Source organism: Winogradskyella sp. (genome assembly GCF_016744625.1).
Lineage (GTDB): Bacteria > Bacteroidota > Bacteroidia > Flavobacteriales > Flavobacteriaceae > Winogradskyella.
In genome coordinates this window covers 2793-19319 of the sequence record NZ_JADGDZ010000065.1, presented here as the reverse complement: position 1 = coordinate 19319, position 16527 = coordinate 2793, and the positions used below count along the sequence as shown (strand labels likewise).

The 16527-nt window shown below is 35.4% G+C and carries 6 protein-coding genes; 3 read left to right on the top strand and 3 right to left on the bottom strand.

Annotated features, from left to right (window positions below):
- The 3 genes from QZZ53_RS12575 to QZZ53_RS12565 form a co-directional block, all read right to left on the bottom strand.
- The coding region (locus QZZ53_RS12575; RefSeq protein WP_296385192.1) for a hypothetical protein at positions 1-1866 on the bottom strand (1866 nt) is incomplete at its 3' end.
- A 183-nt stretch (positions 1867-2049) separates the two neighbouring features.
- Entirely contained in the window at positions 2050-5535 is a 3486-nt protein-coding gene (locus tag QZZ53_RS12570; protein ID WP_296385190.1) for a T9SS type A sorting domain-containing protein, read from the bottom strand.
- Between the two features lie 311 nt (positions 5536-5846).
- Complete coding sequence (locus QZZ53_RS12565; RefSeq protein WP_296385188.1) at positions 5847-12623, bottom strand: choice-of-anchor J domain-containing protein; 6777 nt, start codon at positions 12621-12623, stop codon at positions 5847-5849.
- Positions 12624-13150: 527 nt separating this feature from the next.
- On the opposite strand from QZZ53_RS12565, the gene gmd reads away from it, so the two are divergent.
- The 3 genes from gmd (at position 13151) to QZZ53_RS12550 (ending at position 16424) form a co-directional block, all read left to right on the top strand.
- Positions 13151-14266 carry a GDP-mannose 4,6-dehydratase gene (gene gmd / locus QZZ53_RS12560; protein WP_296385186.1) on the top strand — a complete coding sequence of 372 codons (1116 nt, stop codon included), beginning with the start codon at positions 13151-13153 and terminating at the stop codon, positions 14264-14266.
- A gap of 1 nt (position 14267) precedes the next feature.
- Entirely contained in the window at positions 14268-15194 is a 927-nt protein-coding gene (locus QZZ53_RS12555) for a GDP-L-fucose synthase (protein WP_296385193.1), read from the top strand.
- A gap of 243 nt (positions 15195-15437) precedes the next feature.
- Positions 15438-16424 (top strand): acyltransferase, encoded by a 987-nt coding sequence (locus QZZ53_RS12550; protein ID WP_296385185.1) that lies wholly within the window; start codon positions 15438-15440, stop codon positions 16422-16424.
- Positions 16425-16527 lie beyond the last annotated feature (103 nt).

Sequence of the window (16527 nt, the reverse complement as noted above, 5' to 3'; positions counted from 1 at the left end):
ATTTGGCAATGTATTTGCAGTAATATTAAACGTTAATTGTTCACCTTGGTTTGCGTTAACACCTAGTGGAATAGTTACATCGCTATAATCAGTTTCACCAAGAGCTTGTATAGCCATTGGTACATCAGCATTGTCTTGAACTAAATGTGAATATAAAGCAAAAGCTGGCGCGATGCCACCTAATAAACTGGCATCATAGCTAGGGTCTAATCCTAGACTAGAAGACTCTGTAAAGAAAATATCTGTAATAAAATTATCGGTTGCGGTACTTAAATTTAACTTCAAATTAGTAATAGCAGAAGTGTTTCTTCCAGCAATAAAGTCATCTCCACCTGCAGCTAGACGCATATCTGGTCCACTTGTTGTAAATTCTACATCGCCAACAGGAGCAATATCTGAAGCTACAAAAAAGGCCTGACCTGGTGCAATATTTAATGTGTTGTTTAGTAAAGCGCTAATAATCGTATAATCTCCGGCTGAAGTTCCATCAGTACTATCATTATAACCATAAATAACACTTGCGCTAGGATCGAGTAAACTTGCGTTCTGAGTTAAAAATAGCTGTGCATCGAGATAAGACGGAAAAGGGTTACCAATTAGATTTAATTTGCTTTCTGTTCCCTGATTTATCGCAATTTCTACTAAACTAGTATTTACAATGCCTTCAAAAGTAATAAGGTTAGAACTTGCGCCGACTGTAATACCACTGCGATAACCTTTTCCTGCTACTAAAGGTGTTGTATCAGTTTCATCCCAAAGTTCAAATGGATTGGTACTGCTATTATTATCAAAACCACCAAACAAAACCTCTGACCCACTTGGATTGGCTAAAATATTAGGATTATTAGTAATAAAGGTATCAAAAGCTTCCCCAGAAAGTGGTGCACTGATTAAATCATTACCATTTACAGGCGCATTATTGTTAATATGACGATTATATCTTACAGTGCCTGTTACGCTACCATCAACTATTAAGCTAGAATATGAAGTTGAGGTAGATTTCAAAATAACATTAGCCGTTAGAGAATTTTCAGCCGTTAATGAAGAGCCAGAATCAACCACAATTCTTTTAATAGTAATAACAGAGATTGAAATAGGTTGATTAGTCGTATTAGGAATAAAAAGAGTGTGATTTCCATTTGGTAACCCTTCCGACCAGTTAGAACCTATATTAAAGTTTGTACTTGTAGTTCCAGTCCATGTATTCGGGTAGCTACTATGACTAGTAAAGGTCATACCACCTAATCCAGGATTTCCAGAACCAATACCACCTCCAAACGCTTCATCAGATGAAAACATGTTTGATCCCCCATCATTTGGGTTGCCATAAGTTACAACAAAGTCAAATTTATCGCAATCAGTAAGCCCAATTTGTGACCAGTCAAAACTAAAAGTGAAAGATGTAGTGGCAGAGGATGCAGGCGCACCAACACCAGTAATGAAATTTAATCCATTAGAACCAACTGGTCCAGTTACGGGAATTCCCCATAAACCACCAAAACCAGTATTTATGGCAATCCCATGTGTAGCTTCAAAACCTGTAGGAAAGTTTAAATTCGAAGATCCAGTATTTGATATAGCTCTTCGATTTGAGTCTGCAGTATCATTGACATCCGAGCCTATAAATGTTCTACCAGTTTCACCATTAGAAATGTACATTACCATGGTGTCGTTAAAACCACCTCCACCTTTTGTGAATGTAAAGGTTACTGCGGTGCCATTGTCATCAACAGTCATTGAGGCACCACCTATTGGTCCTCCAAATCCACTATTGCTATTTCCTGTATAACTAACTTGTGAAACTCCTTTATTTATGAAGAACAAAGAGAGGCAAAAAATAATTATGAATGTGTATTTTTTAATCATGATAAATTGATTTTTATGGTGATATAAAGATATTATTTTTTCAATAAAAAATGAAAGCGAAAACGTTTTCGTGTTAATAAGTTGTTGTTTTAAGTTAATTTATAGAGTTTAGGGAATAGGGTTTTATAAAAAAACGCATCCTAAAATATTTAGAATGCGTTTTAATATTTTATATAATAAGTGCTACCTAATAATAACTTTCTGTGATTTAGTTTGCATAGCATTACTTAGTTGTACAATATAAACTCCAGTGCTTAAATTGCTAACATCAATCGATTGACTTCTTTTAGAAGTGTCTAAACTTGTTACTCCGACTATGCGACCTTGCAAATCATAAATATTAGCTTTAGTAGCTTCTAATAGCTGACCAGCAATAACAATAGTTTTATCTGCCTTATTTGTAAAAATATTTAAACTATCAAAATTGTTCTCTGGAGTTGATAAGGCATCTTTCATAAAGCGTAAAAAGAAACGGCCAGTGCCTATTAAGTTAGCATTAGGGGTTAATATGTAATCACTAGAGTTTAATAATGTAGTGGTGCTTTCTATTGTATCATCTAAATATACTTCAACAGTATTTGGCAATGTATTTGCAGTAATATTAAACGTTAATTGTTCACCTTGGTTTGCGTTAACACCTAGTGGAATAGTTACATCGCTATAATCAGTTTCACCTAGAGCTTGTACAGCCATTGGTACATCAGCATTGTCTTGAACTAAATGTGAATATAAAGCAAATGTAGGTGCGGTGCCACCTAATAAACTGGCGTCATAGCCAGGGTCTAATCCTAGACTAGAAGACTCCGTAAAGAAAATATCTGTAATAAAATTATCGGTTGCGGTGCTTAAATTTAACTTCAAATTAGTAATAGCAGAAGTGTTTCTTCCAGCAATAAAGTCATCTCCACCTGCAGCTAGACGCATATCTGGTCCATTTGTTGTAAATTCTACATCGCCAGCGGGAGCAGCATCTGAAGCTACAAAAAAGGCCTGACCTGGTGCAATATCCAATGTGTTGTTTAGTAAAGCGCTAATAATTGTATAATCTCCAGCAGAAGTTCCATCAGTGCTATCATTATAACCGTAGATAACACTTGCACTAGGGTCGAGTAAACTTGCGTTTTGAGTTAAAAATAGTTGTGCATCGAGATAAGAAGGAAAAGGGTTGCCAATTAGGTTTAATTTACTTTCAGTTCCTTGACTTATCGCAATTTCTACTAAACCAGTATTTACAGCACCTTCAAAAGTTACAAGATTAGAACTTGCGCCAACTGAAATACCACTGCGATAGCCTTTACCAGCTATTAATGGTGTTGCATCTGTTTCATCCCAAAGCTCAAATGGATTGGTACTACTATTATTATTATCAAAACCACCAAACAAAACCTCTGGTCCACTTGTATTGGTTAAAATATTAGGATTATTAGTAATAAAAGTATCAAAAGCTTGGCCAGAAAGTGGTGCACTGATTAAATCATTACCATTTACAGAAGCGTTATTATTAACATAGCGATTATATTGAACTGTTCCACCAATTGCAGTTCCTTGAACAATTAAACTCGAGTATTCATTAGAATCGGACCCTAAAGTTAAACTGCCATTATTGTTTAGGTTTCCAGCTATTTCAAGACTACCTGTTTTTTCTATAATTAATGCACTACTAGTTTCAATTGTTGCATGCGATACATCCACAAGCGTAGAAATTGAAGGTTGGTTGGTTTGGTCAGTAATAACAACATCTGTTGTGCTAGATGGAGCACTACTTTCATCCCAGTTTCCAGTAGTTGTCCAAGAGCTATCTGAGTTTCCTGTCCAAAAGTATAAGTTGGGTTTTGTTCTTGGGTTGTTATTTGTTCCATCTGCTGTCCAATTTTCTTCAATTTCACCACCATCAGATGAATTTCTTTTATAAGAAAAATTATCATTCCATGTCCATGGGCTTTGACCACTTCCATTATGGTTAAACTGATCTATGATACCATTACTTGTGTGGAAAACATCACAACCATCATCACTTCCATTAAAGAAAAAATTACTGCCAATAGCATCTGCAGTATCAGTAAATTCGGTAGTGTAGTTACTTGCATTTTGAGTCACAATAATATAACTATCTGGACTTAATGTACCGCTAAGAGTAACTTGCTGCGTAGAATTTCCAGGATTTGAATTAAAATATCTTGCTTCTATATTATCGAGGTTTATTATTTTATTACTTCTATTGTAAATCTCCATATAACCATTGTCATTGTTAGACCCGTCAGAATTATCACCAGAAACTTCAGTGATAATTAAATCGCCTGCAAGAGGTTCTTCAACTGCGTTTGGCGTTGAAGAATTAGTTACACCAGAACTCCATGTTGTTGCCTTACGAGCAAAAACTTCAAAATGATAAGTAGTACCATTTGTTAAACCAGTTACAGTGATTGAAGTACCAGAACCTTTAAAAACAACATACTCATTAGACCCTATATCTGTACCAAAACTAAAAGAAGCATCAGCAGTGTAAGCTGTGCCATCTCCAGTTGGTGAGTTAGTTAAAGTAGAACCCGCTTTAGCGACTACTAAAATTTCATCAAAACAACTACCATTAGTCCAACTTAAATCAACTGATGTGTCGCCTGATGTTGCAGTAAATGCCGAAACATCTGATGGTGTTGAACAATCTGTAGTAAAATCACCTGTTAATTCAGTTAATTCATAGCAGGTGCCTGTGGTGTTGTATTCATATATAGCTACATGATAAATAGTACTCGGATTTAAACCAGTAATACTCACAGAACTTGCAACAGAACCTGATTGTACAACATAATTTCCTGTTCCAATTTGGTCTCCTGAAGTAAAGATAGTATTACTAATGTAAGTAGTTCCATCTGTAGGATCAGTATTAACAGCAGAGCCTTCTCTCATAACTACTAATACTCCATTACCATCTCCTGAAGTCCAATTTAATGTTGCAGTTGTATTACCTATGGAAGTTGTATTATAAATTGAAGCTTGAGTTGTAGGTGATGTACAGCCAGAAGCTATTGTAAATACAGTAGTTGAAATTGGTAAAATATTGTTACCGCTACTACCAGCATTGAACCAATTTACTCCTGTATCCATTATCAGAGGTAAATAGTTGGCAAAACTAGATTCACCGGAAATAGGACCAGTATATTCATAACCATCATTGTCATCATTAAAGTCAATAAAATTTGTTCCCAAAGTTAGATTAGTGCCTGTTAGTGTTGAAGAGCCTAAATCACTTGCTATTCCAGCTAAAAATCCAGGTGTAGCCATAGTTGATGAACTAGGTTGACTCAATAAAGCGAATAACTCTTCATCACTAGCATTTAAATTTACTGAACCTCCAGATACAGTTCCAATATTAACAGTTGGAGAACTATTATTAGTGTTTTCAATTAAAATCACAGTACCTGCTGGTACTATACTAGAATGAGACCACTGTATTTCTCCTTCATTTAAATCATTAAATGAATTTCCACCCCACTCATTATCTGTAAACCAAATTGTTGTGTTAGCAGATATATCTACCAAAGTAACAAAAGCAAATTCGTCAGTTCCATCAGCATTAAATGCTGTGAAAGCTATATCTCCAGGATTAGTTTGCCCAAACCCAAATCCACTAACTAATAGTGTGATTAAAAAAGTGTAAAAATGTTTCATGTTGAAGTTTTTTTATTCTAAACAGCAATTATGCTATCCGCAAAGAGGGCAACAAAGATACTAAGTATTAGTGCCCAAGTGTAAATTAGATATTAACAAACGGTTAATTATAGTTTTTGGACACGGTTTTTGTGTTTTGGTCACTAATTTTGGACAGTATGTGGTACCCTTACTTAAATAGAATAAGTTAATATAGTATTGATTAATAGATTGCTACTACTGACGAAAATGTCAGTATCTCAATTGACTGTAATAAAAAAAGTGCACCCTTAGGATGCACTTTTAGATTCATTTATAAATAAGTTTAGGCCTTATCTAATTATCACTTTTTGTGATTTTTGTTGTAAGCCATTACTTAATGTAATCACATAAACACCATCAGATAGGTCTGTAGCATCTATTTGGTTTAATACATTATTATTATCTATTATTGAGTTATAAACTAAACGTCCTTGAAGGTCATAAACTTTAGCAGTTGTCTCACCATTAAGTACTCCATGAATATATATTGATCTAGGAGTTTTTGTGGTATATATCTTTATATCGTTAAAGTCCGAATCCGTATTTGATAATGCACTGTCAGATAACCTTAAATAAAACCTTCCTGTACCATTTAAATTAGTAGTAGGAGTTAGAATATAATCTGAAGTATTTAATAACGTCGAGGTATTATTTAATGCATCATCTAAATAGACATCTATTGTGCTAGGTAAAGTGCTTTCAGAAATGTTAAATACTAATTGTTCTCCTTGATTAGCATTTACACCTAAAGCTACAGTTGTATTTCCAAAATCCATTTCTCCTAGAGTTTGTATTGCAAAAGGAGTTCCCATATTTTCCTCTACTAAATGCGAGTATAATGCAAAAGCTGGTGCGTTACCTCCAAAAATTGCGGCATCGTAGCCAGGATCTAACCCCAAACTTGCACTTTCATTAAAGTAAAAGTCAGTAACAAATAAATCATTTGGAGAAGTAATTTGTAACTCTAAATTAATAATTACATTACTATCACGACCTAAGATAAAATCATCGCTAGTACCAGTTGTACGCATCGATGGATCAAATGTAACATCGTACATAGTAACATCAGCAGCATCAGAACTTACTAAAAATCCTTGACCTGGTGCAACTACTGAGGTTGGTGTTGTGTTGGCTAAATTATAAATAGTATAACCAGTTCCACCTGAACCTGTAGCATCACCATCATAACCATAAATTGCAGCTGTAGTTGGTACAAATAAACTAAGATTGTCAACACCAGTAGCCACTTCATAATTTAAAAAGTCTTGAACCTTTAAATAAGAAGGGTATGGATTACCAATTAAATTCCAATCAGCAAAGGCTGGTCCAGAATTTTCAATATTATTAGTAATTACACCAGTGTTTACCGTACCTGTGAATGTCAGCGTAGCTGTGTTATTAGCTGCAGCTCTATAACCAACACCAGCGTCTAAGGTTGTACTAGCGTTTGTTGTTGTAAAATAGTTTTCATAAGCTCCAGTAGTCTTGTCAAAAATTGCAAATGCTTTTTCTGTAGCATCTCCAGGGTTGGCAAGCAAATTACTATTTGCGGCAGCGAAAGTTCCAAATGTTTGACCAGATAGTGGTGCAGAAATTAAATCGTTATCACCAATGGCATTGACGTCTCCTAATGTAGAATTTCCATTAACATGTCGTTTGTAATTAACCGTACCAGTAATCGTACCATTTAAGATTAAACTTGAATAACTGGTAGAGATTGATTCTAAAGTAAGTCCGTCAGTGGCATCCATGGCTGTTAATGTAATACCGGTATTAACTGTAATACTTGCTCCAGCATTTACTGTAATTGTATTAGCAGTTGTGTTAGAGCTGAATGTAGCATTACCAGAAGTAACAAGGATATCATCGTTTGCTGTAGCTGTACCATTTGGGTCGCTTGGTGACCAAGTACCATTATAAGTGTATATAACTGGTGTTACATCTTCAACTTTTACATCATCAACATACCAATTGTCACCATTGTCATTTTCCATAACAAAAGCTATATATACGGTTGTGTCAGAATTGTAGGCACTTAAATCAACTGTGAACTGCCCAAAAGTTGTATTTGAGAAGTCAGATTCTGAGTAAGTTTGTACTGTAGTAAAAGATGCTATATTAGTATCTGTTGTAGATACTCTAATAGTATATATATTACCATAGTCTGTTCCGTAAGCATCTCTAGCAAAAAAGGATAACTCAGGCGTAGGTAGTGCACTTAAATCTAATGCAGGAGTTACTAACCAATCTTGTGCAAAAGGGGTAGCTCCCTCATATCTCACAAATGCTGATCCAGAACCTGTATTAGCAGTAGTTGATCTTTCCCAATCTTGCCCAGTACCTTCACCATTAGTACCTCTAAATGAAGACCAACATTGCGGTGGGAAAGTCAAATCTTCGAATCCTTCTTCAAAAGGGAATGTAGTCACTGCTAAAGCACAAGGGTCAGCATCTGTAGTTGCACTAGCAGAAGGCACAGTAATATCAGTTTTAAAATCTATTAGACTACCAGAGTTTGTGTAAGGATAGATTTCAAATTCATATAACGTACTTGCTGTTAATCCTGTAAAGGTATAAGTCTGTACCCCAGAGCCTATTTTAATTTCTGCTTCATCATCAGACCAATCAGTATCATCTGCTGGTTCAGTACCATCAACAGGTATAAAGAACGATGCAGCACTAGTTTTTGCAACAATTAAAAAGCCATCAGCGGCTTGCGAACCATCATTATCAGTCCAAGTTACTGTGATTTCAGTGTCAGAATCTGCTACTGCTGTAAAAGTTAGCACATGATTTGTTGGTTCTGTTGCAGGATTTACTGTAAGAACTCCTGAGACATAAGTTGAACCATCCCATTCGTTACCATTAGTAGCATTATAACCACCATAAGCAAAAGGTCCACCATCGACACTAAAACGACTTACATAATAGTATGTGCCAGGTGTCAGTGAAGCACCAATGGCTAATTCATACTCATCATTATTTCCAGATTCTCCAAAGTAAGGAGCTGCTGTCCAAGTCCAATCTCCGGATGTAAAGTCTGTTGCTGTTGTCGCATTTACAGCACTTATACCAATTTCTGCAGTAATATTTGTTCCAGCACCGGCTCCAGGAGTATTTCCTGCTTCATAAATTTGCGCATATACATTTGCAGTATTCCCTGCTATTATCGTTGCAGCTCCTGGGAATTGTAAGTTAACGTAATCAGGTAAATTAGGTGTGCTAGCGTTAATGTATAGCGTTCCTGAATCAGTGGTATCTGATGAAGTTGCACCAAAATTACTGGCAAAATCTATATTAAAAGCTCCAGCAGCAATGTAATAAGTTCCAACAGGTAAACCGAGTTCTGTTAATAAGCTTAAACTACCAGTTCCTCCGTCATCATTACTATCAATAAGGTTACCAAAAGCATCATAAAGCCCTATTTCAGTATCTACACCAGTTGTTGATTCGGTATCTACTGTTATTTCTGAACAGTTACCGTCATATATCAATTCTACCCAAACAACATCGTCTGTAATGGATGCGTAAGCACCATTGTAGCTACCTGAATCTCCGCAGCCATTAATATTAATCGTTGCTACTGTAGTTGGTGCAGTAGGAATAACAGTAAGTTGTCCCGAAACAAAATTAGTTCCATCCCAGAAATTACCACCAGTACTGCTTGGTGTAATACCTCCATAAGCATATGGTCCACCATCTGCTCTAAATCGACTCACATAGTAGTGTGTGCCCGCTGACTGCGAAGACCCTATTTCTGCTTGGTATTCGTCATCATTACCAAATTGGTTATTAAACGTCGCAGGAACCCATGTCCAATTAGGAGATGTGAAATCTGCTGCTGTTGTTGCGTCTGTTGTGCTTACACCAATCCAAGCTTCAATGTCAGGGTTAGAGCCAGCTGCTTCAGTAAAACCAGCTACATATACTCGAGCATAAGCATCAAAGTTTGAACCTTCATTTATACTACCGTCACTTGGCGATTGTAGATTACAATAATCTACGGTTTGACTTGATGGTATAGCATTTATATTAAATTTACCAACATGGAAATCATAATCTTGTCCAGTTGTAGTTCCATTAGATGCCCAAATAGCAAATTGAGCATTGCCTGAGTAAGCTGTTAAGTCCTCTGTATATTCAGTGCCTGTAAAAGCAGGTTCGTTAGCTGAGTTCCAAGTTGTAAGATTAGTCCATGTACTACCACCATCAGTACTAATCAATAGTTGTACTTCATCATCAGATCCCATAGAATCATCAGTATCACCATCATTATAGTTTGTAACTGCAACATTTATTTCTAATTGGTAAGGACCACCAGATGATAAATTAAATGTTGGTGAAATTAACCAATCTCTTAAGGCAGTTGTCCCAAATATATTAACTCTATTACTAAAAATTCCTGCTCCATAATTATTATCATCACCTGTACCTGTACTACTCCATGATGATGAACCTAGACCAGTTGGTCCAACAGCGACTTCGCCATTTGTAGCTTCATCCCAACAAGAGTCAGGTACATTTGTTGACATGTCTGCTATATAGTCTGGTACGATTGCAACACAAGATGTTGTAAAATCTACAGGACCAACCCAAGTACTATAGCCATTACTAGCATCATTACAATCCGCTCTCACATAAACTTCATATGCTGTGTTTCCAGTTAATCCACTTTCAGTATGAGGATTAGTAGTTGTTGCAGTTCCAGATGCAGGAGAACCTGTTCCATCTGCTTGAACTAAAACTTCCCAATCATCTTCAGATGCACCATTGGTCCAACTCACCGTTACTGAATCACCTGTAAAACTATCTATTGTTACACCTGAAACTTCAGGACATAGGGCTGTTGTTGTAAAATCAACTGGTCCAACCCAAGCACTATACTGACCACCACCACAATCTGCTCTAACATACACTTCGTAAGCCGTTGATTCGGTTAAGCCAGTTGCACTATAAGGATTGCTAGTCGTTGCTGTACCAGAAGCAGGTGAACCTGTTCCGTCTGCTTGTACTAGAACTTCCCAATCGGTTTCAGTTCCACCTGCTGTCCAGCTAATCTCAGCTGTTTCAGCAGCAAAACTATCTATTGTTAATCCTGTAATGTCAGGACACGCAGGATCATAAATGCTTATGCTATCAAAAGCTCCACCTTCATCATTTGAACTAGTATCAGAACCAAAGGCTACTCTTAAAAGTACACTACTTTGACCACCAAGACCAGTTAAATCATTTTTTGCTGCAAGCCATCCACCAGAACTACCTGTCCAGCCTGTTTCTTGCCCTCCAGGATCTCCATTAGAAATTGTAGCATCATTATACCAATTGTTAGGGTCACTTAGTGCACCAACATTTTGCCAGCTTGTACCACCGTCAATTGATGATTGTAATACCATTCCATCATAACTAAACTCTGCTTCGTACCAAATACTTAGTTCAATCACAGGAGCTGCAAGACCAGACATATCAAATGGTGGACTTATAACAAAAGAATCGTCATTAGTAACATAATCTCCAGTTAAGTTAGTTACCCAAGCATCAGTACCAGAATCTGCAGTATTAATGGTTGTAGCAGCTGGTGCTCCTAAAGCCCAAGAACCACTATTTGTGTTATCTGCAATCCAACCACCAGCTCCAGAGTCAAAGTCTTCATTGTAAGGAAAGGATGTAATTGGGGCAGCAGTTGTTGTAAAATCAACTGGTCCGACCCAAGCACTGAACCCATTTCCTAGACAATTTGCTCTAACAAAGACTTCGTAAGCTGTGCTAGCTGTCAAACTTGTAGCACTATATGGATTAGATGTAGTTGCTGTACCAGAACCACCAGGAGTCCCAAGACCATCGGCTTGTACTACAATTTCCCAAGCTGATTCTGAGCCACCAACTGTCCAGCTAATCTCTGCAGTTGTATCTGTAAAACTATCTACCGTTAAACTAGTAATATCTGGGCAAGAAGGAGCTGTCGTAAAGTCTATAGGACCAACCCAAGCACTGAACCCATTTCCTAGACAATTTGCTCTTACATAAACTTCGTAAGCAGTAGATTCAGTTAATAAAGTTGCACTATGAGGATTAGTAGCTGTAGCTGTGCCAGAACCACCAGGAGTCCCAAGACCATCGGCTTGCACTACAATTTCCCAATCGGTTTCTGAGCCACCTGCAGTCCAACTAATGGCTGCAGTTGTATCTGTAAAACTATCTATCGTTAAACCAGTAATATCTGGACACGAAGGAGGAGCAGGTACAATAATCTGAAAAGAGGCTTCCAGTTCTTCGGGTGTTCCTTCACAACTAGTTGCAGAATCAGTATCTGCTCCATCATCAGGTGTAACACCTCCATTATCACCAATTACACTACCATATGCAGTAACTGATATTGTAGTGCCATCCCAAGAATCATCGTATTGATCGTAACAGTTTACATAGTATGTCCCAGGTGGTAATGATATTACTTCATTGGTTAATAAACCTGAGCTATTGCATTGTGTACCATTCCCTTGTCCCCAAACTTGAGTTCCAGTGCCATCAATACCAGTCGTAATACTTGACCATTTCTCACCTGCACAGCAACCACCTGCTGTAGTAATTTCTATAGTACTGTTGCTTGAGCCACCAGAAGGTGTATAAGTAACTTCAAAGCTGTCAACATATATTCTATTACCACTAGAGGCATCTCTTTGGTAAAACTCAACTTCAGTACTTGCTGAGATGCTATTAATGGTATAAGTAGTGCTAGCAGATAAATTTGTTGCAGTACCACTATCTACAGTATAGCCTGCAGGACCTGTAGTGCCAGAGGCATTGATTATAACTGATGTGATAGTAGCTCCATTTGAAGGTGTTATAATAATTGAACCTCCTTTTGTGGCATTTTGATATAAACGTAATTGACCGCTATTAATAACTGGAGCTGTTGTACCAGAATTCTGGGCTGTAGTAAAACTTATATTTGCGTCTAAATTGTCTGATGTACTCGCTCCACCTGCTGAAAAGTCATAAGTCACAGTGGTCTGACCAAAGCCTAAACTACTAATTAAAAGAGTTACTAAAAAAATGTAAAAATGTTTCATATAAGTCAATTAGTTAAATTATTCTGCACCGATTAATTATGCAGTAATTATTAATAAGTAGGAATTCGTTTAAGACTTTTGGGGTTTAAGATTTAAAACTATGTAGGAGTTAAAAAATCTTAGTGAACAAATATAAAAATTCTATTGATTTATTTGCAGTTTCGATAGTAAATGATATGATTTTTTAGACAAATCGTAAAAATACCCTTGTGAATTTTAAAAATATTCTTATATATTTAAAAAAGAACCTTTGTTTAAGATGCGCCTTTAGATTTCATATAATATAGATTTTATCTATTCTAGAATCACTTTTTGAGAGTGCTGTCCTTCATAAATTTTATGATAGCAATATTTTATCGTATTATTTTTTAGATAAAGAGATTTCTAAATGAAATATAATTTTTCATCCTATAAATTAGGTGACTTTTTTAAAATATTCAAATACTATAGAATAGTCTTGGATTTGTTTTAGATTTGTAAAAAACTAATCTAAATTGGCTCACATCAGGTGAGTTTGGTGTCATTTTATGAGTAAAATTGCATTTATAACTGGAGTTACTGGGCAAGATGGTGCTTATCTCAGTGAATTTTTATTAAAGAAAGGCTATGTCGTTCATGGTTTAAAACGACGTTCGTCATTGTTTAATACGGACAGAATTGATCACCTTTATCAAGATCCTCATGTTGATCATAAAAACTTCTTTTTGCATTATGGTGATATGACGGATAGCACTAATCTTATTCGTTTAATAAAAGAAATTCAACCTAACGAGATTTATAACTTAGCAGCAATGAGTCATGTAGCTGTGTCTTTTGAGATCCCAGAATATACGGGTAATGCAGATGGTTTAGGAACTTTACGTATTTTAGATGCAGTACGTTTATTAGGTTTAGAAAATAAGACACGAATTTATCAGGCCTCAACATCTGAGTTATATGGTAAAGTACAAGAAGTGCCACAATCGGAGACGACTCCATTTTATCCGCGTTCACCTTATGCGGTAGCAAAAATGTACGCGTATTGGATTACGGTTAATTATCGCGAAGCCTATAATATGTATGCCTGTAATGGAATTTTGTTTAACCATGAATCTCCAATTAGAGGAGAAACATTCGTGACGCGTAAAATCACAAGAGCAGTTTCTCGTATTGCACTAGGATTACAAGATAAATTTTATTTAGGGAACCTTGATTCTCAGCGTGATTGGGGACATGCCAAAGATTATGTTCGCATGATGTGGATGATACTACAGGCTGATGAAGCAGAGGATTGGGTAATTGCAACTGGTGTAACCACAAAAGTAAGAGCGTTTGTACTTATGAGTTTTGCAGAAGTTGGTGTTGAACTAGAATTTAAAGGGGAAGGAGAAGCAGAAAAGGCTTATGTTACAAAATGTAATCATCCCGATTATCAAATAGAAATTGGTAAAGAAGTTTTAGCTGTAGATCCACGTTATTTTAGACCAACAGAAGTCGATTTGTTAGTTGGTAATGCTTCTAAGGCTAAAGAAAAGTTAGGTTGGGAATGTCAGTATGATTTAGCTGATTTAGTAAAAGATATGATGAAAGGGGATATTAAAGTAATGCAAGAACAGCAATATCTTGATGAAGGCGGTTTTAAAACCATGAATTATTTTGAGTAGTATTCATAAAGATTCAAAAATATATATTGCAGGACATCGTGGTATGGTTGGTTCTGCAGTTTGGCGAGTGCTTGAAGCTAAAGGTTATACTCATCTTATTGGTAAAACAAGCAAAGATCTCGATTTACGTAATCAGCAATCAGTTATTAATTTTATAAAATCAGAAAAGCCAGACATCATTATAGATGCTGCAGCTAGAGTTGGAGGGATTTTAGCTAACAATGACAATCCTTATCCATTTTTAATGGAGAACTTGCAAATTCAGAATAACCTTATTGATGCTGCTCATAAAGTAGAAATCCAAAAGTTTATCTTTTTAGGAAGCTCTTGTATTTATCCAAAATTTGCTGCACAACCTTTAAAAGAAGAGTATCTACTTACAGATAGTTTAGAACCCACTAATCAATGGTATGCAATAGCTAAAATTGCGGGAGTGAAAGCTTGCGAAGCTATAAGAGAACAATACGGCAAAGACTTTGTTAGTTTAATGCCAACTAATCTTTATGGTCCTAATGATAATTTCGATTTAAAAAGTTCACATGTTTTGCCAGCGATGTTACGCAAATTTCATGAAGCTAAGGGGAATAGTAATTCTCCAGTAGAACTTTGGGGAAGTGGTACACCAATGCGCGAGTTTTTACATGTTGATGATTTAGCACAAGCGGTTTTATTTGCTGTAGAGAATGTGTTGCCTGAATACTTATATAATGTTGGTACTGGTACAGATATTACCATTAATGTTTTGGCAGAAACCATACAAAATATTGTTGGTCATAAAGGCGACATTATTTGGGATAGTACTAAACCAGATGGCACACCAAGAAAGTTAATGGATAGTTCTAAGTTGAGGAGTTTGGGATGGGAACCTAAGATTGCTTTAGAGAAAGGGATTAAAGATACATATCGTTGGTTTTTGGGTAATCACTGATTTTAAGCATTGTCTGTTTTTCATAATTTATCACTGATTTTTAAATCTTAAGAATGAACTTGAATAGTCTTGGAATTGTTTTAGATTTGCAGGTGAATTAAAATAAGCTTTTATGTTTAAGAGGGGGGTGATTACTCTTTTTAAATTAGGAAGTTTATTTGCATTTCAAGAAAATAGTTAAGGTTTTATTTCTTTAGTGAATGTGTTTATTAGAATAGTTTAAACTGGCATTGTAAATAACGAATGGGTAGATTAAAAGAACTTGATAGTCTTAGAGGAATAGCTTGTCTTTCGGTTTTGCTTTTTCATTACACCACAAAGTACTCTGAAATATTTAGTACATCACTCACTACTCAATTATTTAGTTTTAAATATGGAGGTTTAGGAGTTGATTTGTTCTTTATAATAAGCGGATTTGTAATTTTTCTTACGATAAAAAAGAATACAAAACCAATAGAGTTTGCTTATAAACGTTTTACTCGATTATATCCTACATTTTGGATTTGTGTATTTCTAACTTTCTTTTTGATAAGATCTAGTGATTTAGTATTGTATCATCGCAATTTTTCTGAGTTGATGATTAATCTAACTATGATTCCAGATATTTTTGGTGTTAAAAGAGTTGATGGTGTGTATTGGTCATTATTACCAGAATTAATGTTTTATTTTTTAATGTTTTGTATGCTACTTTTTAAGAAAATTAGACATGTTGATTTGTTATGCTTTATATGGTTATTAGCTATTTCACTTAATTCTTTGCATGATGTTATGCCACTTAGAGTTTTGCTAAATTTGAATTTCGGGCATCTTTTTATTATTGGTATTAGTTTTTACAAGATAAAAAGTAATGAAGCGAAATGGTGGACTCACCTTCTTATTTTTGGTTCTTTCTTGACTTCTTTTGTTATTTCAGATTCATTATATAAGCACCTTTTTCTATTGTTGTTTATTGTTATATTTTATCTGTTTGTATATGATAAATTGAAATGGATTAAACTGAAACCATTAATCATTTTAGGTGAGATATCTTATGCATTATATCTCATTCATCAGTTTATTGGGTATTTTATTATTAATACATTGATTGATAATGGTGTAGAAAATAATATGTTGTTAATTTTAATTCCTAGCGTAGTTACAATGTCGATAGCTTATGGCATTACTTTTTACATAGAAAAGCCGGCACAACTTTTTTTAAGAAATACTTGGACTAAGTTTCATAAATTTTAAATGGGTTTATTAGATAAAATAAGAAATAAGATTAAAAGTGTTTTTAATAATAGTGATGGAAAAAAAATTGCCGAAAATTTTTTATCACTATCATTAATAAGAG

Bases quoted from the DNA above. Each gene is read 5' to 3' on its own strand.
- QZZ53_RS12570 (WP_296385190.1), bottom strand. From the start codon at position 5,535: ATGAAACATTTTTACACTTTTTTAATCACACTATTAGTTAGTGGATTT.
- gmd (WP_296385186.1), top strand. From the start codon at position 13,151: ATGAGTAAAATTGCATTTATAACTGGAGTTACTGGGCAAGATGGTGCT.
- QZZ53_RS12565 (WP_296385188.1), bottom strand. From the start codon at position 12,623: ATGAAACATTTTTACATTTTTTTAGTAACTCTTTTAATTAGTAGTTTA.
- QZZ53_RS12550 (WP_296385185.1), top strand. From the start codon at position 15,438: ATGGGTAGATTAAAAGAACTTGATAGTCTTAGAGGAATAGCTTGTCTT.